The sequence below is a fragment of the Paremcibacter congregatus genome, from assembly GCF_006385135.1.
Classification (GTDB): domain Bacteria; phylum Pseudomonadota; class Alphaproteobacteria; order Sphingomonadales; family Emcibacteraceae; genus Paremcibacter; species Paremcibacter congregatus.
The window spans coordinates 442,175-466,657 of the sequence record NZ_CP041025.1 but is presented as its reverse complement, the minus strand read 5'-3'; the positions used below and the strand labels follow the sequence as shown (position 1 = coordinate 466,657).

Below are 24,483 nucleotides of genomic sequence, written 5' to 3'. Positions count from 1 at the left end.
ATTATTGTACCAATAATTGGTCCCAAGCCTTGATCGCGACACGTGATACCTCCATAATTTCTTCATAAGGAATAGGTGTGTTCTCTCCATTTCTTAGACTTTCTACGAAGTTATTGCAGCATTCCTGTTGTCCCTTATTTTGTTTAAAGGTTTTACAGTTAATCGACTTGTTGCCAAAGCCTGTTAAGCGTCGGAAGTTATTAAGAATCATTATGTTTCCGTTTTGGAATACTTCAATTCTTTCTTTTGGAAAAGATTGATGACCATTGGCAAAATAGTGAATAGTGGCAAGAGAGCCATTTTTAAAACGGAGCATGATAGATGCTGTGTCATGGCAATCAGTAACGCCTTCAGGCATTTTCATGGAAGCTGCCTGAATATCAACTATAGGACAACCGCACAAGAAGCGGACAATATCGATGAAGTGGCAGGCTTCGCCAATAATACGGCCGCCTCCAGCTTCTGAATCTTGAACCCATGTATCAGCAGGAATTGCTCCAGCATTGCACGTATACATAATGCTCATGGGGTCAGTGGATTTCTCAACTTGCTTTTTGAGTTTTTGCATAAGTGGAGCGTAACGGCGATTAAAGCCGACCATTAACTTAGGATTCTCTCCTCGGTCATAAGCCGCTCGATAGGCTTCATCGATCTTATCAAGTTGTTTGTTTGTAAGGGCGAGTGGTTTTTCAACAAATACATTCTTACCTGCAGCTAGTGCTTGTTCCACAAAGTGAGAATGCGTACTATGTTGCGTGCCAATAACAATGGTATTAACTTCACGATCCGCTAGCATTTCATTACTATTTGTTGTGTTGAATTCAAACCCCAATTTTTTGCCATGATGTGTACCTGAAACGCCTTGGGAGGTTGCAATTGTTTTTAGTCTTGCGCCGGTTCTCTTAAAGGCAGGTAGAAGAATACGACCTGCATAATTGCCAGCACCAATTGCACCTATAATGACTTGCTCTGATGTATTGGAAGTATTTTCACCAATGGCCAGAGTCCGTGTGGCACTAGCTTTAATATCAGCCTTATAAGATAAGAGAACACCAAGAGCCCCTTTCTCTGCCATCAGTAGGTCATAGGCCTTGGGCGCATTTTCAATCTCGAATGTTTTGGTTCTTAAGTCGTCCGTGTCGATAGCACCGATGGCCATCATGTCAAGGATTGCTTCAAAGTTTCGTTGTTCTGTCCACCTGACATATCCAACAGGATAATCATTACCGTGGTCCTCGTAACTAGAATCATATCGACCGGGGCCATAGGAACAAGAAACATGGAAAGAAATTTCTTTTTCAAAAAAATCAGAGCGTTGAAGTTCTAAGCCAACAACGCCAACCAATACCACACGGCCTTTTTTACGGCACATGGTGGCTGCTTGATGCATTGGTTCATTACTTTTTGTGGATGCTGTTATGATCACACCATCGACACCACGTCCGCGTGAAAATGCATCTGCTGTGGAAATAGGGTCTTGAATTTCCGCCAAGTTCACGGTTTCAGCACCATATTGGCGCGCTAGTTCAAGCTTTGCCGGATCAAAATCTAGGCCAAGAACACGGCAGCCATTGGCGCGAAGAATTTGCACAACCATTAAACCAATGAGACCAAGTCCTGTGACAATAAAACATTCACCAAGTGTCGGATTAGCTAAGCGAATACCCTGTAGACCAATAGCACCAACAACAGTGAATACTGCCTCTTCATCCGATACTGTATCGGGAATTTTTGCGCAAAGGTTTTTAGGCACACAGACCACTTCTGCATGGTGCCCATTTGAGAGAACTCGGTCACCAATTTTGAAATTTGAAACACCAGTTCCTATTTCTATCACCGTACCCACATTCGAATAACCCATAGGCAGAGGTTGGTTTAATTTTGACTTGACGGCATCAATTGTGGGAAGCAAACCATCAGCCTTTACTTTATCTAAAACCATCTTTACTTTTTCAGGCTGTTGGCGGGCTTTTTCAATATAACTAGAGCGTCCAAAATCAACAAGCATGCGTTCAGTACCCGCTGAGATGAGGGACTGAGCTGTTTGAATAAGAACATGTCCTTTTTTACAACGAGGGCGAGGGACATCGGCGATGATTGAGGTACCCTTGGCGAGATCTTGGAGAACTTGTTTCATAAATTTATGTCTTTTAACTTTTTAGTATTAACTCAGATGATTGTAAATGAATAGGTAGTAACATTATAATTCGGGAAATACTATTAAACTCTCAATCGTAAAAGTGGATTTACAAAGGTATTTGAACGAATGAATGTAGGATAGAATATTCCTTATTACGAAGCTTTTTTGTCGCCTTCGGGCTGATTTATTGATTGTTCAAAATATTGTAGCGTTAGAAATAGGGGGGGTACATTTATCTAGATGGCTTTGAAATACAGCAGATAATTATATTTTTAATCTTATTTTCCCCATTGTGGACCGAATTGGACTATTAATAATTTTGAATTTAAAGTTTATATCTACATTACTTAGATCGAAGTAATGTCCCAAATTATCTTCATCTATATCATGTGGACTCTTGAAGGTAACATAAAAAATGACGAAACCATTTTCTTCCTGGCCGACTTGAATAAAGTCAGCCTTATCAAATATTCTATGATGTCGCCCAAAAACGAGTGCTGTGAGAGGAATTTTTTTGCCCCCTTTGTCAATAATATAGTCTCCTTCACGACCCTCCGTTATGGAAAAATTCTTTAGAATACCATTTTTGTCAGAAGTCCCCTCAGCCTTATCTCCAGTATCATAACGTATCATTGGCATGTCAAAATTATTGTATGAAGTTCCGATTAACTTGCCGCAATCTATTTCTGCATAACCATATGTCATAAAAGGAGAATATATATTACTCTTTTCTTTATCAACGGCTAAAATTGCCATTTCACTATGCCCATACCAAGATATATAATCAAGATTCCATGTTGTCTTTAGATAATTCACCATATATTGTACGGGGAATTCTGAGCCAAGAAAACAGCATTGAAGGTTGTTCTTTATAATGACCTTTTCTTCATAGCTAGTGATTGTATCTAGTTCCTTAAAAAACTCATAAATTGCAGAGGGGTAACCATGCACAAATTTTATTTTATGCTTTTGAATTAGATGTAATATCTCACCTTTAAAGGATTTAATGCTCTTATAGGTATTAATTATAAACTCGTTGTGAACTGGGTTGTATATAATATTTTTATTTCCAAGATTTTTTCCGCGTAACGTAATTTTAATATCGGTCTTTACATAATTTTTATTTTTCCAGATGTAGTGCATATGCGCCCACTCCCTGGAGAATGCTTGCTTGTCTAGAAAGAAACTAAAAGGCTCTCCGGTAGTCCCCCCAGTGTTCATTGTTAATGCGCCATTGAATTGATCAATATGTGTCCTAAGTAATTCTTTAGTGATAATTGGGAATTGTTTGAAATCATCAAGATACTTTAGGGAAGTCCCCAAAAGGTTATGCTTATCATAAAGTTTTGTATAAAAATCAAATGAACTAGTGGCATGTTTAATAATCCTATTTAGCTTAGTGACTAGATAAGAAGCCCGTTCGTCATCTGACAGGGCATTGAATTTATGGATGCTATTTTGTGTTGAGGTATAGCTGTTACCTAGTCGCCATGAAAAGGGGATGTGAGTAAAAACTTTCCCGATGCTGTATGGCATCTGAGATACTGTATTCTTAATAAATACCTTAACTTTCATTTTTTATGGCTTTCAAATATACACTTAATCATTGTTTTTATTTGTATTGGTTGAATAGCCCCCGGTTTGTTAGACACCCTTGAGCTTCCATTTTTGTTGTCGTTCAAATTCTATCGGTGACAATAACCCGGGGGCTATTCAGGTTATAATAAAAAAATTAATATACATGAGAGTGAAAGCATGCAATATGAAAATTTTTAGTTATGATTTAGAATTGATAACAGTATATTCGGTATAGTTAAGGTTTGAATTATAAAATTAAGGTCAAAATGAATAAACAAGAAAAATACATATTGCAATATGGTAGTTTAGCTGGGTGGCCATACAAGATAGCGAAAGGGCTGCGGAAAAAAGGGGTAGCAAGTAAGAATATCATTTTACATGATAGAGATGTTCATGATCTTAATCGAAAATTACCATATGACGAAGCTTTGTGTGACGTGAACTCGGGAAAATTTCATAAATTCAAAACAATTGTCGATTTTATTGAAAAAGCAACGACTGAGTGTAGTCTCATTCATTATCATAGTTCTAATATTTTCTACCGAGAATTGCATTGGTTATATGAGGGCAGAAAGTTTACACGTGCGGAGATTCCTATGCTGTTGTCCTTTGGTGGTGGAGATGCTAGGCCTCTAAAAATTGCGAATAACAAAAATAGGTTTTTTTATAAGGAACCCAATATAGTAAAAGACTTTATTATTTCGGCTAGATATTTTTCATGGTCTAAAAATATTAAATACGCCGCTACAGATCCAGAAATGACTGATTATGCAATGCCATATTTCGAAAAAATATTTCCCTTTCGACAGCCTGTAGACCTTACAGAAATAACTTGCAATGTGCCTGCTAAAGAAAATGATTACCCTATTTTTCTTCATATTCCGACAGAACCAAAGGTGAAGGGAACTGAGGAAATCGTTGCAGCTGTGAAGCAATTAAAAGAGGATGGATTCCATTTTGAGTTTAGATTGAAACGACAGTTGACTCAGCAGGAAGTTTATAATGAAATCCAACATTGTGATGTCTATATTGATGAGCTGAAATGTGGATCACATGGGGTGACAGCTGTTGAGACAATGGCGAGTGGTAAACCAACCATTACTTATATACGAGAAGATTTAGTCGATAAGTTTCCGAAGGAGCTTCCGATCGTGAATGCTAACCCTGAAACTATTTATGACGTTATGAGGGGGCTAATTATGTCACATTCAATGCGGCATGAGATAGGTTTGGCGAGTAGATCATATGTTGAGAAGTACCATGACCTATTGGTCGTTTGTGACGACTTGATAGGCATATATAATGAAATCTCCTAACGTTGCCCGAATGAAAAATATTACACGCTCTGTGTCCGATAAAGGTTTTTTTCACCTATTATCCTCTAACTTTGCAGTCCAATTCTTAGGTTTTGGGGTAATACTTTTCTTGCCATCTGTTCTGAGCCCAAGTGAAATTGGAAATGCGCGCTTATTACAATCTTATAGCGTACTTTTTATCTTAATTGGTACCTTTGGCTATAATGTTGCGTTATTGAAGGTATGTGCTGAAAATATTACACGAGAAGAGAAGGCGGAAGTCTTTAAATATTGTCTATACCGTACATTTTTCTTTTCAATTATTTCCTATGTCAGCCTCTTAGTAGTTAATTTTTTCTATATACGGGGCGTGAATGAAGTTCTTGGTCAATGGATGCCGATTTATGGGGTTGTTATCCCTTTTGCGGCAATTGTATATTGTTTAACTGCTTACCTGCAGTCGCAGAAAAGAATTAAAGATGTTGCAAAAGCGCAAGTAATTGTACGACTTACTTTTTTATTTTTAATTATACTAGCTACATATTTTTTTGGATTTATTGGTTTTGTACTTTCGACTATTATTTCTTATTTTGTGGGCATTTTTCCTTTTGCTCTATTTATCCCACTTGCAATATTTGAAGGTGTCGGAGAAACCAACAGAAAGGATCAAATAAATCATTATGCCTATTTCACATTTTTTGGTGTAGTGGTTACAACAATCGGACAATATGCGGACTTATATTTACTTGATTTTCTGAAGGTGCCGGATGACCGATTAGGCGTATATTCATATTCAATCCTCTTTTTACAAGCGGGAATGGTAGTGGTTAATACTGTACAATCTATTGTGTCGCCTTATATTAGTGAACGTCAGGACAATAAAGAGTGGGTGTGGGTAAAAACATGTTACTATCAATTGCTGAGTTTTATATTTTCCATATTTATTGCAACAGGTCTTTATGGGGGGGCTATTCTGCTAACGAGGTATTACCTTGGCGAGGAATATGCAGAGTTACCTGATTTTGTATTAGGAATATCTGGTCGCTTTTTAATTTGGTCATGTTTTGCTGTTGTGGGGGCTTCCTTGGTTGGGTTGGGGCGTTTTAAAGAAGGGTTCTACTTAGCTCTTATTACAACACCGACGGGAATTATTTTGGGATACTTATTTTTCCCTATTTGGGATATTTATGGAATTATTATTGCTCAAATGATTGCTGCTACACTTACACTTTTAGGCTGTTGGGCGGTTTTTTGGCGAGCTACAAGGCGCAGCTAAGGTATGTCTATTTATTTTAAAATCTACAGATATTTAAAGAACTAAAATGAAGTTTTGTGGTTTTAGACTTTGTAAGGAGCGGTAAATGCAAAAAACAATAATTTTTGAACTAAATGAGGTGCCTTTTAAAGTTCTAGAAACCTATATTGATCGCCATCCGGTAATACTCCTGTTAAATAAAGGTGATGGATTCAGAGGTAGAATTTTCTCGCGACAATAACGCAGGAGATTTTACTTGAAGAAGTCACGCTATTCAGACAGTCAGATTATCAGTATTTTGAAGCAAGCCGAGGCCGGTACGCCGGTACCGGAACTTTGCCGTGAACACGGCATGAGCAGTGCATCCTTTTACAAATGGCGCGCCAAATACGGCGGCATGGACGCGTCGCTCATGACCCGGATGAAGGAATTGGAGGCGGAAAACACCCGTCTGAAGAAGATGTATGCTAATGTCCAACTCCAGAATGATGTCATCAAGGAAGCCATGGCAAAAAAGTGGTAAGGCCGTCCCAACGTCGTAAGATGGCCAAGGGGGCTGTTGGCGCGGGGCGGCTGAGTATCAGGGCGGCGTGCCATGTCTTCATGATCAGTTAGACATGCTATCGCTATCAGCCCAAGCTAAATGATGAGAATATGTTGATTGCGGACTGGTTACTGAGTTGGTAGTGTCCAGAATATATTAGCCATTTGCTCGGCATATGGGCTGAGGACCAGGGCACCGGCCTTCGATTCATTCAGCCCGGGAACCCGCAGCAAAACGCTTATGTGGAGCGCTATAACCGCACCGTCAGATATCATTGGCTCAACCAATTTATCTTTAAAACAATTGAGGAGGTGCAGGACGCCACGACAAAATGGCTCTGGACATATAACAATGAACGGCCCAATATGGCTCTCGGCGGTATAACGCCAATGCAAAAATTGGCTATGCAATCCATAGCCGCTTAACTGGTTCTACTTCTGAAGCCCCCTAAAAAGGGGGGTATTACCATTACCGGAACCCCTAAATTAATAGATCCTGACCCTAGATACCGAGGATGTTTGTGCAGCTGTTTTTATATTACTTGTGAGCGCTACTAATGTGGACCATAATATTCCTAAGTGTGGATTAGTAATATTAAGTTGGATAAATGCACCCAATAATAAGGAGGCCAATATCGTCGTTCTCAATGCATGGGTATTTTCTGCACCTTTTTCAAAAAAGTCAGTAAAAACCTTAACGAAGAAAAAGAAACCTAAGCCGAATAAGCTATAAATTTCCAGCAACTCATTATGAGTTGTTCCAAAATTGAGAAGCTGCCTATATGGGTTTAGAAGTGGGAGAAATATATTTTGTAAAGATGTAGCCAGAAAAAACTCATGCCAATGTCCAAAACGGAGAGTTAGAGAGGCATCTGAGCTGAAATTATCATAAAAGTAAATACCTATAACTACAGTGAGCACAGCTAGTAAGGAGATCAAGGTATATGATAGGGTTTTTATATTAAATGGGACAATTTTGAAATACACTATTAGGCATGGGCCAATAATTATTATTGCCTGAAATACGCGGGAATATGCATTAAACGTTGCGGCAAAACAAATTAAAGCCGTCAGTACTTTGAAAATAGAAATTTTCTCATCATTTATGGCATCATTAACAATAATGAAAAGCGACAGGCAATAAAAAAAAGGGAAATAATCATAAAAATTATAAATGGCAATTGCATCAGATATCAAAAATTCTGTCACAATTGTTTTAAAAAATAGGATGTCAGTTAGAAATTTCATCCATATTAAGGCCCAGCATACATGTTTGAATATTCTATAGTAATTGAAATCAGGCTGTGAATTTTCTATTTTGTGTTTGACTAGATAATAATTACAAATTGGAACCACCATACCTAGGAACAATGGTATACTTCTCATTATCAGCGGTGTCGATATGGATAACAATAAATAACCTAATAATACGAGTAGGGCCATAAAATGAGATATAGGTAGTTTTATTTGTCTTAAATGGAATAAAAATAAAATAAAAACGGTAAAAATGCCGATAGGCAAAGAAGGCGTCATGTATCGGTTAAAAGGCGTGCTATCAAATACTATCCCTTCACCCAGACTGTAACCAATGAAGACGGGACTGATAAGAATTATCATGAACGTATAAGCTTTGAATTTTTTCCATGAATAATATTTCATTTATATTTTTAACTCACCCGTGTCATGATATTTTTTTTCTAGTCATGCTTAAAAAAAGCACTCCAAATATGGCAGTAATAAAGCCTAAAATTCCGCCCAAAAATATAAATAAAGGTATTTTTGAGCTGGCCGGTCTATTTGCTAGCATAGGAGGGTCAATAACCTCAAAAGCAAATCCTTCATTAAAACTCGTCATCATGAGGCTACGCATCTGTTCTTTGATCAGGTCTCCAATAAGATTTTTCATCGTATTATTACTTGTAGCGTCAAGAGTTTTATACAAATAACTCAATCGTTTGTTTGTGGTTATTTGTGAGCGTGTTTTCAGATAATTGTTAATCTCTTTAGATAAATCTTGAAGCCATTTATATGCCAGAGAGGGATCGTAATATTGGATCTGTAAAATAAGGGTATTATTTTTTATGTCAGGCTGAATAGAAAAAAAGTCTTTCATAAATTTTTTATATACAATGATTGGCTTTGGTTTAGCTGAATGGTCTATCCATTTTTTGTGAATGGGATCATAAATATCTGTATCAAAAATGAGCTCCGAAGTTTTAGGGTCCCAACCTTTAGTAGCATAAATTTGAGCGGATAAGTTGTTCTTTTCTATAAAAGAAAGAATAAAAGTACGTGATGTGATATGCATTAGTAATGCATCATTTTCCCCGCCGCCAGAGTTAATGAGTCCCCCGGTTAATGCACCTAAGCTAGCTAATCCTGATGAAGGAATTCCTGAACGATCTTCACTTCGTGGCTTTATGAGCATATCGGACACATAATATGTTGGCAAAAAGGTGGCACTTATACCCCCAATGGACAGCCCTAAAATAGTGACCATTAGTATAATCAATTTATATCGAGTGCAGATTATCCATATATCAGCTAAATTAAGCTCATTTGTGGGTTCTTGAGTATTTACCTGAGAGGTTTGATTCATGAAAATCTCATTATTCTTTATCTTGCTTAATCGTATATTTTAAATAGAAACTCATAGGAATAAGATCCATTTTTGCCATCAAATAGAAAAATGGCCTCAAAATTTCGAATGTCCGCTTGTAGGTTTTGAAGTCTGTATAATCCTTTTTAGGAAGCCGCATAAGAGCTTCTAAACCTTCATCCGTTAATTTAAGCCTCGTTTTCATATAGTCCAACAATCCGTCTTCTATATGTGGGTCTTGTTTCATAAGCTCTAAAGCTTCTTGCCGGGTCATGCGTCCATCCCGACAATAGGCCGAGTAGCCGGCAATGCGAAAATCAATACCCCAGCGTTTTGGGAAGAAATAGCTATGTACAAAACTTGCTGTCCTGTTCTCCAAGTGGTGTCCACCATACCATTGCCAACCATAGGTTTCGGTCAGCATTTGTTTTGCTTCTTCTTTGTTGTAATTCAGATAATATAAGGGCCGAATTGATTTGATTTGATTAAATAGCATCCATTTAAGTTGTTTTGATAACCATAAATTGGGAAATGTTTTTAATTTTCCTGTACCGAATTGGGCATGAACACTGGCAACATATTTACCGTCAATATATACCCATCCGGTAGGCGCGGAGCCCTCTGTTCTGAAGCAATGTCCGTCGATCTTATATTTAATGCCATATTTCGCTGCAGCAATATTCATCGTAGCAGCAAGGCCAACGTCGGTTGGGTTGTCAATTTCTTTAACGCCGGCTTTCAAGTGAGCTAATAGAAGGTCATCGTATTCATTGTTGTCAACGACAATGGTAAATAAGTCGATATTTAATTTGCTTAGCAGGGCATTGATATTTTCAGTGGCAATTGTAGAATTGTATGTATTATCGAAATGAACAGCAAGAAGTCGCAAATTATGCTCGGTTGTTAGGTAATGAAGTAAGTAAGAGGAATCGCAGCCACCGCTAACGCCAATAATAGCATCATACTTCTTACCTTTGCCGGCCTTTTTTATATTAGATATGACTTTTTTGAGTTCAATGCTGCCTTCTTCACCATTGGGGTATATGGCTGCTAATTCATCAATTTCATGACAATAATTGCACACACCTTTTTCATTAAAAGAAATATTAGGGAGAGTATTATCATAAATACACCGTGTACAAATCTGCTTAGTCATTATTACTCAGTTCCTTATATTCTTGGAAATTGGTTATCGGGCATTTAGCGTTGTAATAGTATGAATTAGAAAGAAAATTTCTAGTTCATAATACCTTAAAAACTTGAATTTGCATCATTGAATCTTTATAATTCAAATACCAGAGCAAGTGAAGAATAAAAAGGACAAGATGGGTTGTCGAGGGCTGATTATATAAATCGTAGATAATGCCGTCTAATATATATCTTCTAAACAATCTAAATTGACTAAGGAAAATATTATATGCACCCTTTTAGTGATGAAATAGACCCATTACTGAGACAACAAATTTTACTTTATCATTCAACTGCAACAATGGCGGATTCAGAAAGAGCGAATGTGTTGGGGTTGCCTGAGGGGTGCCGAATAAGGGAGGGAGCAAAAATAATATCACAAGAAAAGCTATCTATAGGTACCAATTGTTGGATAGGAGAAAATGCTATTTTAGATGCCTCGGGGGGGTTGGAAGTTGGAAGTAGTACTTCAATAGGACTTTCCGTATTCGTTTGGACACATGATAGCCATCTGATGAATATAGATGGAGATAATTCGAGAGAAGATAACCATAGGATAAAACGCCGCGCTACAAAGATTGGGAATAATTGTTTTATTGCTGGACATAGTGTTATTATGCCTGGAGTTACAATAGGTGACTCATGCATTATAGGGCCCTTGAGCGTTGTCTATAACGATTTGCCCGATAACAGTACTTACACGCCGTACAGAGATTTTTATAAACAAAAAAATACAATCACTAAACTAGAAAAACGGATTATGGAACTTGAGAAATTAGTTCTTAACAAGGATCGTTGAGGTAAATCACTCATTGTCCTTGACATGGAAAAGATATTCTAATTCTTTTTGTTTTGGAAAACGTATTAGGACACCCAAATCCTTTCCTTGGAACACTGCAATGCTTCCAATTGCAATAGCTGAAGCACCGCCCTTTATGACGGCCTCTTGAATGTGTTGATTGTTACCAGCTCCCCCCACAGCAATAACAGGAATATTTATTGCCTGCGTTATTTGAGAAAGAATGTCGATATCAAACCCTGACCATGTTCCCTCAGATTCGATGAAGTTTATCATCAACTCACCGGCTCCAAGATCTTGCACCTTTTTAGCATACTCAATAGGGGATATTTTTAAAGCTTTTTTACCTCTAGATTTATAAACGGAATATTTTTTGGATATAAGTCTCCTTTTTATATCCATGGTAACCATTACGCTCTGTGAACCAAATATATTTACCGCTTTTGGAATTAGGCTAGCGTCTTTTATAGCTGCAGAATTGATTGAAACTTTTTCAATTCCAATCTTATATAATTTTTTAAAATCATCAACTGACTTAACGCCACCACCATATGTTACGGGGATAAAACATTCACTCGTAATTTGTTCTAATAATTCAAAATTAATTGATTTATTTTTCTCTGATGCAGTTATGTCTAAAATTATAATTTCATCAACTTCTTTTTCGTTATATATTCTTACGGCATTTATCGGATCGCCAACATAGCGCGGCTTTTTGAATTGAGTTGTTTTTACTAACCTACCTTCATCTAGAAGGAGACAAGGCATAACACGCGTCTGGAGCATTTAATTACCCAAACCTGAAAAATTTTTCATTAGCTTCATTCCGTATTTATGACTCTTTTCTGGATGGAATTGAGCTCCCATTATATTCCCTTTTTGAATAGCAGACGCAAATTCCACCCCATATTGTGTAGTCAATAATACATCTTTTTGATTTTTACATTCATAGTAGTAAGAATGTACGAAATAAAACTTTGATTTCTCTTCAAAGTCATTGATCAGAGGGCTGTCTTTTTGAGCCTCAACTCTGTTCCAGCCCATATGTGGGACACGAATAGAAATATCTTCATATAGATTTGAAAATCGTTTTACTTTTCCTGGAATCCAGCCCAGGCCCTTTTCATTGCTTTCTTCGCTTGAATCCGACATGAGTTGCATGCCTAAACAAATACCTAAAATAGGTATGTTATCATTAAATATCCTATCTTCGATTACAGGAATTAGCTTACTTTGTTGTAGTGCTTTCATACCACTACTAAAATGACCTACACCCGGTAGAATGATTTTTTCAGCTTTTTTGATGTCTATTATCGATCTGGCAAAATAGCATTTGGCCCCTACTTTTTTGAGCATATTTGCAATTGAGCCTAAATTGCCAATTCCATAATCTACTATAGCTATCATAAACGAAATATTCCAAATGAAATGATAAAATTATTGAAACGCTATAAAATTTACACTGTTTTTAATATAGCTAAGTAAGAAATAATAACATCACATACAATCCCAACATCAACATTATTATGACAAGGTAATGTAATTGTATTGCTCTCAAGCCACCAAGCATTGGGCTGAACATCATCATATTTATTTTTGTAATATGTTGTACCACTCAAGCAATATGTCCCCAATGTTGCCTCGATACCATTTTCACCGAGATATTTAGCAAATTGCACTTGTTCGAAAGCTTCCGGTAAAGTAAATACTGCTGACTGAATATTATGCTCACAAAATGCATTGATCTTCTGAGCTTTGAAACCTAGGGGGATGAGTTGCTCGCAATAGGCCTCATACATTTTCTGTCGGTCTCGAACAATGTTATCTAGCTCAGCAAGTTGTGTGTGGCCCAGCAGGGCCTGAATTTCACTCATACGGTAGTTATAACCATATGTTAAAAAGTCCATACCGAGTCCTCTTGTACCTTTGGCACCATGCATAAGTTTACTTTCTAGGAAATCGGCATATTTATCTAAATTTGTCAAAATAGCGCCACCTTCACCCGTGCACAGTAATTTTCGCGGATGAAAACTAAAGCATGTCATATCAGCTATCGCACCAGTTTTAATGCCGTTGCTGCTGCTGCCTATAGCGCAAGCGGCGTCTTCAATAACAGGTATATTATGCTGTCGACAAATATCCATGACAGCTTCAATGCCAGAAGGGCTACCTAATGCATCTACAAAGATAAGAGCCTTTATATTATCCGTGATTTTAGTTTTTAAATCTTCGGGGCACATATTAAAAGAATCACGCTGCACGTCAACAAAAATGGGGCGCGCTCCCATATCCTCAACGACATTTGCAGTAGCCGGAAAAGAAAAATCAGATACCAAAACATCGTCGCCTTCCACTATTCCAAGGGCTTTCAGGCACATAGTTAGGGCTGTCGTTGCGGAGGTCACTAAAAAGGCATGTTTTGCTGAGGTATATGCCTTCAAATCTTCGGAAAACTTCAACACATTTCTTCCGCGTGTAAATTGGCCGGATTCAAAAATATCTTTTAGTCCGTCTTCTACTTGGTCAAAAGAAATATAGGGCTCAATTAATTTTACTTTATCCATTTTATACTCCGGTTTTTTAATGAGGGATATTCTCTTTATACCAAGTAAGAGTATTTGCTAACCCTTCTTCAAATGATGTGAGTTCATAGGATATCATTGTTTTTACTTTTTCATTGCTTGCGAGATGACACAATACATCTGCACCACGTGCAGGCTTCTCGATGATTTCGCCCGCATATTTATAATAGGCGCAAATCTTGTGCACCACTTCTGACATCGTAAAACAATTATCTGTAGAAATGTTAATGCTTTCCCCTGTCGGCATAATGGGAAAGAGCTGCATTACAGCATTCACTGTATCTGTAATGTAGATAAAATCTCGGCTCTGGCTTCCGCCACCATGAATTTCGGGCGGAGCTTTACCTGTTAAAATACGCTGTGCTGTGATGGGGATAATGCCCGCCATAAATCCTTTAAAATTCTGCCGTGGACCATAATTATTGAATGGCCGAACAATGAAAGCGTCCAATTCAAACATATTGACATAACTTTCAAGGGCTAAATCTGCTGCTGCCTTACCAGCAGCATAGGTTGTGGTGGGTGCTTTTGGATGCTTTTCATCCATTGGTTCATAAATTGCGGTGCCATAGACTTCTGATGTAGAGAAGTGGCAAAGAGACTTAAACTTTCCCTTCCGCTGTAGTTCAAGTAAATTAAGAATACCCTTCACATTCGTATCAAAGGCATTAGCAGGGTTCACAAATGAATAATTCAAAGCTTTTGTGGCACAATTGAAAACGATATCAACATTATGGCGTTCAAAGATATAAGCCATTGACGTTTCAAATTCTATATCCTCATTATAAAAGGTTGCGCCCTTTGCAACGGCTTGTTCAATATTTTCTTTGGAGCCTAAAAAGAGATTGTCTACAATGATAAGCTCTTTGGCACATTCTTTCAGGATGGCGTCACAAAGGTGGCTTCCTATAAAACCGGCGCCACCTGTAACGAGTACAGTCTTACCATGAACCGTTTCTCTTATCATTTAATTTGCCTCTGAATATTATCACAGACAACTAAGGCATCAAGTCCTGCATCTACACCTGGAACAGAAACTGTTTTTCCAGCGCATCCCAGGATAAAAGATTGCAATTCAACCAATAAGGCCTCTTGAGGCCGGAGTTCGACTTGGTGTTCTATAGAAGAAATAATATAAGCATCATTGGAATCTCTTTTCATTTGAGACTGCATGCTGACCGAGATTTCTTTTCTAAGTAAATCACTATTTACAAAAGAGTTCTCGCATGTCACTTGTATGCTTCTTATCTTTTTATCTGTTATCCTACTGGCGATTACACGAGAAAATGCGCCATTTTCATGTATAAAAAAAGCACTTGCAAAGGCAACTAAATCATTGTCTTTTAGTCCATAGGCCTTCACATCCGAGATAGGGCCATTTAAATATAATGCCAGATCAATATCGTGAATCATCAAGTCTAGGATGACATCTACATCTGTGATGCGGCTGCTCAATTTATTTGTACGGGTCAAGTCAACGTTGATCGCTTTGTCTTTTGAAATTATATTCTTTAGCTCCATAACAGCTGGATTAAAGCGTTCGATAAAACCAGTTTGAACAAAAATTTTTTCCTTTTCTGCGACATCTTTTATTTTCCTGGCTTTCTCCAAGCTGTCAGCCAACGGCTTTTCAACAAAAACAGACTTTACGTATTTTGAAGCCAATATAAAATGGTCATAATGCAAGCTGGTTGGGGAACAAATGACAGCTGCATCTGCACCAGACAGTGCAACGTCGATATCAGTTGTAGAATTTACGCCATACTGTGCGGAAAGATTATTAAGGGTTTCTTCGTTTACATCGAAGATGTAATGAATCTCAATGTTTTTCAACATTGATAATATGCGCAAATGATTGCGCCCCATATTGCCAAGGCCAAGCAAAGTTACTTTAATTGTTTGTTCTAATGACATTATCTTCTTCTCTTACTTTTCATCTTCTTCTCTTACTTTTCATCTTCTTCTCTTACTTTTCGAGGATATCTTGATGGGGGCAAGGCGATGTAACATCACAATGGAGCCTTTCCCCACTCTTGTTTACATAATCAATTATTTTGGCTGGGCTACCCATAACCAGAGCATTGTCAGGTACATCCTTTGTAACAATCGCACCTGCCGCTACCATACAGTTTTTACCCAAAGTCACTCCGCACACTATGGTGGCATTAGCCCCAATACTTGCCCCATCTGATACAATGGTAGAAGTGACCTTCCAGTCAGTATTGTGAGCGCGCGGAACTAAATCATTGGTGAAAGTTGCATTAGGGCCTATAAAAACATCATTTCCTACTGTTAAGCCATGGTACAAGGAAACACCATTTTGGATCTTGCAATGATCACCAATAGTAATATCAAAATCAATATAACAGCATTGCCCGACAATGCTGTCTGTACCTAGCTGGGCGCCTTCTCGTACTTTAGACCAATTCCAAACCTTTACGCCATCTGAAAGGTTGGCATCTTCACTCACCTCAGCAGTAGTGTGAATATAGATTGTTCCGTTCAACATAAGCTTAGCCCTTTAAAATTGAAACAACAGCATCAATAATTTGTTGTTGATCACTATCTTCTAAATAGGGATGCATTGGAAGGCTAAATACTCTTTCTGAGAGATCTTCAGAAACGGGCAAAGTCTCAGTTGCTTGCGGATAATGCACATATCCTGGTTGCTGATGCAATGGGATGGGGTAATAGATCGCTGTGGGAATATTTAGTTCTGCTAAAGATTTAATAATTTGTTCGCGCTCGCCACTGGAAATGCACAACGTGTATTGAGCCCAAGCAGAGGAATATCCCTTGGGTACAACAGGTGTAATGGCTAATCCTTTAAAAGCGGAATTATATTTTTGAGCGACCCTATCACGCGACTTTAACTCTTCCGGAAAAATTGCTAACTTCTCTAACAATATCGCGGCCTGAATAGTATCCATTCGAGCGTTCAGCCCTAACCTTACATTATGGTAGCGATTTTCTCCTTGCCCGTGGACGCGGATGGAAAGCATTTTTTCATACAGTTCGCTATCATTAGTGAATGTCGCACCGCCATCTCCATAGCAACCGAGTGGTTTAGCTGGAAAAAAACTTGTTGCTGCCGCATCCCCAATTGATCCAATAGTTTTCCCTTTGTATACACCACCAAAGCCCTGACAAGCATCATCGAGAACTAAAAGAGACTTTTCTTCTGCTAAGGCAAGAATTGCATCGAAATCAGATGGTAAGCCGAATAAATCTACGGGTATGATGGCTTTGGGCCTTAGGCCTAGCTCAATAGATTTTCCGATACCCTTTTCGACACTTGCAATATCAATGTTATATGTTTTAGGGTTAACATCACAAAAAATGGGTGTTGCACCACTTAAGGCGACGACCTCTGCTGTCGCAACAAACGTAAAGGCAGGAACAAAAACGGCATCCCCTGGTCCGATATCCCAAGCCATTAATGGTAGTAGTAATGCATCTGTACCACTTGAACAGGAGATCACATGCTTAACACCGCAGAATTCTGCAAGCTGTACCTCGAGCTCTTCTATCTCGGGCCCCATAATATATTTTCCGCTATTAATGGCCGACATCACTGCAGTGTCTATTCTGTGGCCTAGATATCTACGTTGTGCTAATAAATCAATAAAATGCACTTTTTATCTCCTAATTCTCCAATAGCTAAAAATTATACAATTAACTTAATATTTTTTAATTGAATTAAAGTTGTAATCAAAATGAGAGCGTTCTCCATCAAAAACACAATAATATTACCAGTTGTAGACTAACTTATTAAAATAAATTCATGGGTAGCACAGCAGTCGCAGAACCTACAACATAATTTTTAAGAATTAATGTTCTTGCGATTAATATTTGAACAGAGGTAATGGTATGGACGGTCCCCATGCGGCATTAGCTGTGCCGAGAGCGATGCCGTCGCCGATGACGTTCCAGGCTTGTGCATAAACGCCCCAGTCTGGATCAGTAATATTGATGGTTGCGCCAAGTCCAGCAGAAATCACAAGGCCGTCAGTGGTCATTGAGGCGGGATTATTGCTCGCCAGGGAGGCTTCGAAGAGCGCGTCCATGCCCCAGATCCCCGCGCTGATGTGAGAACGCTGATGCCATCGAATATGGAATTTCCCTGGTAATACCCACGTTAAATAAAGGTATTCAGAGATAGAATTTTCTCGTAATTATAACGCAGGTGATTTTACATGAAAAAGTCACGCTATTCGGACAGTCAGAATATCAGTATTTTCAAGCAGACCGAGGCCAGTACGCGTGTTGTGGAGCTTTGTCGTGAACATGGCATAAGCAGCGCGGCCTTCTACGAATAGCGCGCTAAATTTTGCTGATCCGTGCTGCCCTTCGGGTGGCGGCATGGACGCGTCGCTTATAACCCGTCTGAAAGAACTGGAAGCCGAGAACACCCGTCTGAAGAAGATGTATGCTGATGTCCAACTCCAGAATGACGTGATCAAGGAAGCCATGGCAAAAAAGTGGTAAGGCCGTCTCTGCATCGAAAAAAGGCCAAGGGGACTGTTGGCGCGGGGCGGCTGAGCATTCGATCGGCGTGTCATGTCTTCATGATCAGTGAATAGGATAGGCTCAATTTAACATGTAAGTTACCTCTTTCAATTTTGATGTGTGTCAGATCAAATCTCAACTAATATACTTTATTATAGGTAGATCATTATGTGTCATGATTAATTTAATTCCGTGTTTTTAAAGAACTTATTTAGTATTGTAACATCCATTTTATACCGACACTCGTGAATGAACCATTCTTTCCCAATATCGCTACACCATCACTAGAATGCCTCAGATCACCCGTAAGATTTCCAATCCTCAGATCACTTTGAAGCGAGACTTCAAAAACGTCTATGTTTTCATTAGATACAGACACTGTGTTGTTTCCTGTTCCATCAACATTTATTCTAGCGCGGTGGTATTTGGCAGTATATCCCCAACCATTAAAGCCTTTATATTCCCACACAATACTAATTAGTTTGCTGTCATTATCTAGGCTATGCCCTACGGCACGACCTTGATATCGATACCCGGTTCCGTATATAGAATGCTCATACATAACGTTAAACCTGCGTGTTCCAAACAACCACACCAACGTATCCGCTGTATCTGTAATTTCAGCTGTCATTCTCCAGGAAGCACCACTCTCTCCATAGGCACCAAATGCTGAGATTCCAATCAACCGAGAAAACTGAAATGGCAGGACAACATTCTGATCCTCGGCCGTACCTTCCGCATAAAGCTTAAGTGAGGTTCTCTCCCCAACAGCCATACTATAGGCCAAGTCAATGCTCGCCAGTTGGTTCCCCGGCTCATTGGCGGTCCCGGTATTATCCAGATCCCCGACGGAAATCAATGCTCTCGTCCAGGTATTAAACCCGCAAGGCCGCCCATCGCCACACAATTGCATCGTGCGCGACAAGCCCACTTCGAAATTTTCTACCGGCTCGAAACTCAGCCGCATGCCCGCCACCAAGGCGTTCGGGATATGACGGTCTTCTTCCATCTTGGCCACAAACATATCCCATTGCCATGGACCGATCCAGCTGAGCCATTTGCTCTCGAACGCCTTCGGTTCAATCCGGCGCAACCCCACGGACGGCATCGGGCGGGCGTTGTTGCTTAGAATCAGCGTACTCTCGCGACCCGGGCCCCACCAACGGTCAAAGGCGCCGGCATAAACCGACCAGTTGCCCCAGTCCTGGGACAGGTAACTGCCGTCCAGATGGGCGTAATCCTCGCCGTCGCCTTTGCGGTATCCGCCTTCCAGATGCACGGTCGTGCCGCTGTCGTCATTGTTATACTCGAGGGTCGCCGAGGCATCGAGGTCATTGCGGGCGGTCTTGGCGAAACCGCGCACGATCGCCGGATTGTTGGTCAGTTGCAGATGGGCCGCGGCGCGAAATTCGCCGGGAATTTTTTCCTTCACCCGCATCGCCGCCAGGCGCACATAAGCCGGCAAATCCATCTCACCGGTGCGCGACAGACCGCGGGTAATCTGTTTCCAGGAAATCGGCCAGGTATTGACCGGACCGGCAATCACCCCGTGACGGGCCAGAACCTCCACATCATTGCGCAACTGCATGTCGCCCACCGCCGCCCAGGGCGACGCCTGGACCGCTGTCGATAACATACTCAAGGAAAAAATCGCCCCCGCCAAAACGCCCCCATATTTTTTAACCAACATACATTCCTCTACCTTTTTATTACCGGCCTCTGCACGCGACCTGATCGTCTCTCTAAAGGAGGTTCTATAACAGTTGCAATATTTATCCAAGATTAATCGTTTTTTTGTCCCGATTCAGGCACCTCACCGGCGGCTCCCTTATCCCGCCCCTAACTCCGTTCGTCGCATCTTTCTGGTTTTTCGCCACGCCTGTGCTACACTCTCGCCCACGGAAGATATCATTAAAAACGGCACAAAAAACGCCTCGAATGTGGGAATTCTCATGAAACATATCCTGATCACCCTGATCGGCAGCCTCAGTCTGCTGACCACCACCCCGGCCCCCGCCGCAGAGCGGGAGAAAATTGACCCGCCGCGCAGCCTGACCGCCGAACAGGCCAAGGTCGCCGCCACCAATTATCAGCGCTATTGTTCGCTCTGTCACGGCGCCGACCGTCAGGGCCACGTCAATGACCACGCCCCTTCCTTACGCAGCCGCAGTCTGTTTGAATCCGGCGTGCCCCACGCCATCCTCCGGCCGATGTCTTACGGACGTCAGGGCACCGCCATGGGTGGTTACCTTGATGAAGTCGGCGGCCCGATGACGCTGGATGAAACCTGGGACCTGACCTACTGGCTGTTTGAACAGGCCGGGGTCGACCGTCTGAAATTCAGCACCAATCCGGTGCCCGGGGATGTCACCCGCGGCGCCGCCGTTTATCAGGAAAATTGCGCCAGCTGCCACGGGGCAGCCGGTGAAGGCGTCACCGCTCCGGCGCTGGGCAACGCCTCGGCGCTGGCCCATAACACCGACGAATTCATCCGCTACGCCATTCAGGAAGGTCGTCAGGACACCCCGATGGTCGGCTTCAAGGACAGACTGTCGCCGCAAGATATCGACAATGTCACCGCCTTCCTGCGCAGCCGGGCCAGCGGTTGGGACGACAGCACGCCGATCTTGCGCGCCCTGCCCACCCCGGATCACTATATTATCAACCCGGACGGCAAAGACCCCGACTTTACGCTCGCCGATGACATGTATGTCTCCTCTGCCGACCTGCTCGCCGCGCTCACCGCGGGACAGAAAATGGTGCTGCTCGATACCCGCGTCACCTCCGTCTGGCAACGGGCCCATATCAAGGGCTCTGTGCCACTGCCCTATTATACTGATCTGGATGAAGTTGTCGGCGACCTGCCGAAAGACGTGCAGATTGTCGCCTATTGCTCCTGCCCCCGGGCCGCCGCCGATCATGTGGTTGGCCAACTGCGCGAGCGCGGATTTAACCGTACGGCGGTGCTCTATGAAGGCATTTTCGGCTGGATGAACCTCGGCTACCCCGTGATGCGCGGCGAGATTGAGGGCGTCGGCAAAACCGAGGAAAGCGCCCGTCATTAAGGCGTATTTCATCTCAGCCACCAACAAAATAAAATAATGGATCAGAATCAGACCGGGTCATATTCAACATTGTTGAATATGACCCGGAAATACAATCAATCTAAACTGACCGAACCGAATAAGTAACGGTTAAACGGCCGCTCTGCGTCTGCGGCCGGCAAGCCCCAGCCCCACCAGACCAAGACCGAGAAGACCGAGTGTCGCAGGCTCAGGAACCCGACGCGCAACATCAAAAGTAAAATCGTCAATCGCAATATTACTGGAAGCCGGCGAGATCGAATCCCATGTAAAGGTCTTAATGTTATTCCATCCAGAGAAATTGATCTGCTGCCAAACGGCATCGATCACGATATCCATTGTATTCAGAATATTTCCCCCCAAAGCATCAAGCCCCTGAAATCTTACCGTAGTGGAGCCAGACCGAGCATCAGCATGGATCCACAAATTATCCAGATCAAAAGTTCCACTGTCTCTGGTGAAACTTGCAATTCGATCGTTATAGTTCAGCATATACTGATTGCCACTATGCGCCGTTGGTGCAATGACCGCACAGGAAGTGGTGTTATTAAAATCGCCATTCGTCAGGGTAAACCCGGAAACTGAATCTGGACCAATTGCCGTACAGTTAGCTGTCGCAGCACTGTCGAAGTCTATGGTTGTCGCCTGAGCGGAAAGCGACGAGAACAGCCCTACGGCACTTAATAAGGTTACTGATTTAACTAAATTTGACACGGTCATTAGTATCTCCACTTATTTTTGTTGTTTCTCTTGCAGAACAGATGCAAGCTCCATTATATGTTTAAAAAACCTCAAGAAGGCTTGATAGAATTGTTTTAATTCATGCAATTTACATGCCACCTCATCGGAAATCGCGCATTTGTGCTACTTATCTGAATCATCTCCCGCGATAGAGAACAAGACATGTAAAAAATTCCGACAGTTTCGGCCAATTTTCCGCTCAATTTTACACTTCCCTGAAGGATAATTCAGAGAAACCGTGCTTCATAATGGATAATCACGAAAACGTTAAAGGCGAAAATCTCAAGCAAATCCCTGACATAGACCAGGCCTATGTAACGGTGTAACGCTGACTGATCAGGCGGCGCGCCCTAATTGGCTTCAAAAACCTTGGCCGCGATTGATTTGAGCGCATCCCGGCTCTCGCCTGTGGCTGAAAGATTTGAGAGAAGCACCACGCCCTTGCGCTGGGCCGGGTCAAGATAAGCCATGGTGAATACGCCGGGATCCCCGCCCCAATGATTGGCGCTTGGCACGCCGCCAAGCGATGATTGTTGCCAGGCCAGTCCTTGTCCGCTCAACCAAGGTGACAATCCCTCGGGCGTTTGCATCGTCAACATTTCCGCAGCATGGGCAGAACTCAGCACCCGCACGTCCCCCGCGACCCCGCCATTGGCCACCATCGCCACAAATTGCGTCAGATCCCTGATCGAGGCGCGCATCATTCCCGCTGACCAATCAGGGAAACCGACGGGCGGAACGGGCTCCACCGCCTGATCAACCAGGTCATAGGGCGTGACGGCGAGATCTGCCGGCGTATCAGCAATCGTCCAGGCCGTATGGCGCATCCCCAGCGGGCGGAAGATATGATCCCGCGTGAAGACGCGCATGTCTTGTCCGGCAATCCGCCCCGCAAGATATCCCAGCAGCCCATATCCGATATTGCTATAGGCCCAATGCGTCCCCGGCACAGTCTTCACATTCCCTGTGCCGGTATAGCGGCCACCAGGGGCCAGATAATCCCGCAACAGCTGGTCGATCGTCAGGGAGGCGTCGGCGCCATGGGTGCGGAAATCAGTCTGGTAATAGACCTCTTCGGAAATACCCGCCGTATGCATCAGCAGATGGCGGAAGGTAATGGTGGCCGCCTGCTCTCCCGCGATTGTGAAATCAAGATATGGCGCCACCCGTTGGTCAAGTTCGATCCGGCCCGCATCAACCAACATCATCACGGCGGTCGCCGTAACCGTCTTGGTGATTGACGCAATATGGAACATGGTATCCGGCGTGACCGGCCGACGCTGCTCAAGATCGGCAAAACCATAGCTCCGGGCGAAAGCGACCTCGCCGTCACGGGCCAGGCCGACCGCCAGACCGGGAATCTGCGCCACGGCCATTTGCTCTCGGATCAGATCATCAAGATCATCCGCCGCATGAGCCGCCCGCGGCAGAAGCGACAGTGCCAAACCGGCCCCGACACCACCAAGCAGGCGCCGTCTTGTTAAACCGTAAACATTTTTCATCAGTGGCATTGTCATATCTCCGGAATTAAGCTTGAATATATAGATAGGCACCTATATATTATTAGTCAACAGAAAAATAAAAGGTGGAAAATGACAGACATGCATGGGGTGATGCTGGGGGCCTGGCTCCGGCGAATGAGTGCGATGATAGATGCGGATGTGGGGCGGGTGTACAAGGCTCAAGGGTTAAAATTCGAGCAGCGCTGGTTTGGCGTGATCAATCAGCTGGCGCTCAACGGCGCCATGAGCGTCAGCACATTGGCTGAGGCATTGCGCATAAACCAGGCCTCGGTCAGTGAAACACGCCGGTCACTTGAGAAGGCGGGCTTTATCCAGTCCACGCCGGACCCGGCAGATTCTCGCCGTCGTGTGCTGACCCTGTCACCGGAAGGGACCGCACTGGTCGCCCGCATGCGCCCGATGTGGGATATATTCGACGAGGTTGCGCTGCAGATTGATACCGAAGCCGGACAGGTCACACGAAAGCTAGAACAGCTGGAAAAGGCGCTGCAGCGGAAATCACTCTATGCCCGCATCACAGAACGTCTTGACCCATGAGGTGACGGCGGGCTCCACTTGACTGCGCAAGCCTCAATACCGCTTCATATACTCCTCGAATGCCCACTGCCGCACCTAAAAAATAATCTTTTATTTTCAGTGCATTACAAG

Annotated in this window: 21 protein-coding genes and 2 pseudogenes; 7 read left to right on the top strand and 16 right to left on the bottom strand. The window is 42.1% G+C overall.

Features of this window, described 5'->3' with window-relative positions; all coding sequences use genetic code 11:
* Window position 1: 1 nt before the first annotated feature.
* Together FIV45_RS02235 and FIV45_RS02230 are read right to left on the bottom strand one after the other, a co-directional pair.
* Window positions 2–2,137 carry a bi-domain-containing oxidoreductase gene (locus FIV45_RS02235; RefSeq protein WP_099472410.1) on the bottom strand — a complete coding sequence of 712 codons (2,136 nt, stop codon included), beginning with the start codon at window positions 2,135–2,137 and terminating at the stop codon, window positions 2–4.
* A 267-nt stretch (window positions 2,138–2,404) separates the two neighbouring features.
* A complete protein-coding gene (locus FIV45_RS02230) occupies window positions 2,405–3,715 on the bottom strand; it encodes a phenylacetate--CoA ligase family protein (RefSeq protein ID WP_099472411.1) in 1,311 nt (436 codons plus the stop codon).
* Window positions 3,716–3,984: 269 nt separating this feature from the next.
* On the opposite strand from FIV45_RS02230, the gene FIV45_RS02225 reads away from it, so the two are divergent.
* From FIV45_RS02225 to FIV45_RS02215, 3 genes and pseudogenes are all read left to right on the top strand, one after another.
* Complete coding sequence (locus tag FIV45_RS02225; protein ID WP_099472412.1) at window positions 3,985–5,034, top strand: glycosyltransferase family protein; 1,050 nt, start codon at window positions 3,985–3,987, stop codon at window positions 5,032–5,034.
* Complete coding sequence (locus FIV45_RS02220) at window positions 5,021–6,289, top strand: lipopolysaccharide biosynthesis protein (RefSeq protein ID WP_099472413.1); 1,269 nt, start codon at window positions 5,021–5,023, stop codon at window positions 6,287–6,289. Before FIV45_RS02225 ends, FIV45_RS02220 begins: the two co-directional genes overlap by 14 nt.
* Window positions 6,290–6,524: 235 nt before the next feature.
* A pseudogene (locus FIV45_RS02215) lies at window positions 6,525–7,237 on the top strand (transposase).
* 60 nt (window positions 7,238–7,297) lie between these two features.
* Here the strand turns inward: FIV45_RS02215 and FIV45_RS02210 are convergent.
* From FIV45_RS02210 to FIV45_RS02200, 3 genes are all read right to left on the bottom strand, one after another.
* Window positions 7,298–8,428, bottom strand: a complete 1,131-nt coding sequence (locus tag FIV45_RS02210; RefSeq protein WP_133118565.1) for a hypothetical protein — start codon at window positions 8,426–8,428, stop codon at window positions 7,298–7,300.
* A 64-nt stretch (window positions 8,429–8,492) separates the two neighbouring features.
* On the bottom strand, window positions 8,493–9,410 hold the full coding sequence (locus tag FIV45_RS02205) for a GumC domain-containing protein (RefSeq protein WP_099472415.1): 918 nt from the start codon (window positions 9,408–9,410) through the stop codon (window positions 8,493–8,495).
* A gap of 10 nt (window positions 9,411–9,420) precedes the next feature.
* Window positions 9,421–10,566 carry an N-acetyl sugar amidotransferase gene (locus tag FIV45_RS02200; RefSeq protein WP_099472416.1) on the bottom strand — a complete coding sequence of 382 codons (1,146 nt, stop codon included), beginning with the start codon at window positions 10,564–10,566 and terminating at the stop codon, window positions 9,421–9,423.
* A 261-nt stretch (window positions 10,567–10,827) separates the two neighbouring features.
* Between FIV45_RS02200 and FIV45_RS02195 the strand changes: the two genes are divergently transcribed.
* Complete coding sequence (locus tag FIV45_RS02195; RefSeq protein ID WP_099472417.1) at window positions 10,828–11,397, top strand: acyltransferase; 570 nt, start codon at window positions 10,828–10,830, stop codon at window positions 11,395–11,397.
* A gap of 6 nt (window positions 11,398–11,403) precedes the next feature.
* Here FIV45_RS02195 and FIV45_RS02190 read toward each other — a convergent pair whose 3' ends face one another.
* From FIV45_RS02190 to FIV45_RS02155, 8 genes are all read right to left on the bottom strand, one after another.
* A complete protein-coding gene (locus tag FIV45_RS02190; protein ID WP_099472418.1) occupies window positions 11,404–12,183 on the bottom strand; it encodes an AglZ/HisF2 family acetamidino modification protein in 780 nt (259 codons plus the stop codon).
* Window positions 12,184–12,804, bottom strand: a complete 621-nt coding sequence (gene hisH, locus FIV45_RS02185) for an imidazole glycerol phosphate synthase subunit HisH (protein WP_099472419.1) — start codon at window positions 12,802–12,804, stop codon at window positions 12,184–12,186. It lies immediately after the preceding gene.
* Between the two features lie 50 nt (window positions 12,805–12,854).
* Window positions 12,855–13,961 carry a DegT/DnrJ/EryC1/StrS family aminotransferase gene (locus tag FIV45_RS02180; RefSeq protein ID WP_099472420.1) on the bottom strand — a complete coding sequence of 369 codons (1,107 nt, stop codon included), beginning with the start codon at window positions 13,959–13,961 and terminating at the stop codon, window positions 12,855–12,857.
* Window positions 13,962–13,977: 16 nt separating this feature from the next.
* A complete protein-coding gene (locus FIV45_RS02175; RefSeq protein ID WP_099472421.1) occupies window positions 13,978–14,946 on the bottom strand; it encodes an NAD-dependent epimerase/dehydratase family protein in 969 nt (322 codons plus the stop codon).
* A complete protein-coding gene (locus FIV45_RS02170) occupies window positions 14,943–15,893 on the bottom strand; it encodes a Gfo/Idh/MocA family protein (protein ID WP_099472422.1) in 951 nt (316 codons plus the stop codon). Before FIV45_RS02170 ends, FIV45_RS02175 begins: the two co-directional genes overlap by 4 nt.
* 52 nt (window positions 15,894–15,945) lie before the next feature.
* Window positions 15,946–16,488, bottom strand: a complete 543-nt coding sequence (locus tag FIV45_RS02165; RefSeq protein ID WP_099472423.1) for an acyltransferase — start codon at window positions 16,486–16,488, stop codon at window positions 15,946–15,948.
* 4 nt (window positions 16,489–16,492) lie between these two features.
* The gene (locus FIV45_RS02160) at window positions 16,493–17,614 is read right to left on the bottom strand and encodes a DegT/DnrJ/EryC1/StrS family aminotransferase (protein ID WP_099472424.1); all 1,122 of its coding nucleotides are present in this window, start codon (window positions 17,612–17,614) and stop codon (window positions 16,493–16,495) included.
* A 210-nt stretch (window positions 17,615–17,824) separates the two neighbouring features.
* The gene (locus FIV45_RS02155; RefSeq protein WP_099472425.1) at window positions 17,825–18,046 is read right to left on the bottom strand and encodes a hypothetical protein; all 222 of its coding nucleotides are present in this window, start codon (window positions 18,044–18,046) and stop codon (window positions 17,825–17,827) included.
* Window positions 18,047–18,175: 129 nt separating this feature from the next.
* Between FIV45_RS02155 and FIV45_RS18655 the strand changes: the two are divergent.
* A pseudogene (locus tag FIV45_RS18655) lies at window positions 18,176–18,559 on the top strand (transposase); the annotation flags it as partial.
* A 140-nt stretch (window positions 18,560–18,699) separates the two neighbouring features.
* On the opposite strand, the gene FIV45_RS02145 reads toward FIV45_RS18655, so the two are convergent.
* The gene (locus FIV45_RS02145; RefSeq protein ID WP_099472427.1) at window positions 18,700–20,178 is read right to left on the bottom strand and encodes a capsule assembly Wzi family protein; all 1,479 of its coding nucleotides are present in this window, start codon (window positions 20,176–20,178) and stop codon (window positions 18,700–18,702) included.
* 262 nt (window positions 20,179–20,440) lie between these two features.
* Between FIV45_RS02145 and FIV45_RS02140 the strand changes: the two genes are divergently transcribed.
* Entirely contained in the window at window positions 20,441–21,553 is a 1,113-nt protein-coding gene (locus FIV45_RS02140; protein WP_099472783.1) for a c-type cytochrome, read from the top strand.
* Window positions 21,554–21,682: 129 nt separating this feature from the next.
* Here FIV45_RS02140 and FIV45_RS02135 read toward each other — a convergent pair whose 3' ends face one another.
* Window positions 21,683–22,291, bottom strand: a complete 609-nt coding sequence (locus tag FIV45_RS02135) for a PEP-CTERM sorting domain-containing protein (protein WP_099472428.1) — start codon at window positions 22,289–22,291, stop codon at window positions 21,683–21,685.
* Between the two features lie 371 nt (window positions 22,292–22,662).
* Window positions 22,663–23,823, bottom strand: coding sequence for a serine hydrolase domain-containing protein (locus tag FIV45_RS02130; RefSeq protein ID WP_165776990.1), 1,161 nt, complete (start codon window positions 23,821–23,823; stop codon window positions 22,663–22,665).
* Window positions 23,824–23,904: 81 nt separating this feature from the next.
* Between FIV45_RS02130 and FIV45_RS02125 the strand changes: the two genes are divergently transcribed.
* Entirely contained in the window at window positions 23,905–24,372 is a 468-nt protein-coding gene (locus FIV45_RS02125; protein ID WP_099472430.1) for a MarR family winged helix-turn-helix transcriptional regulator, read from the top strand.
* The last annotated feature ends 111 nt before the right edge of the window (window positions 24,373–24,483 follow it).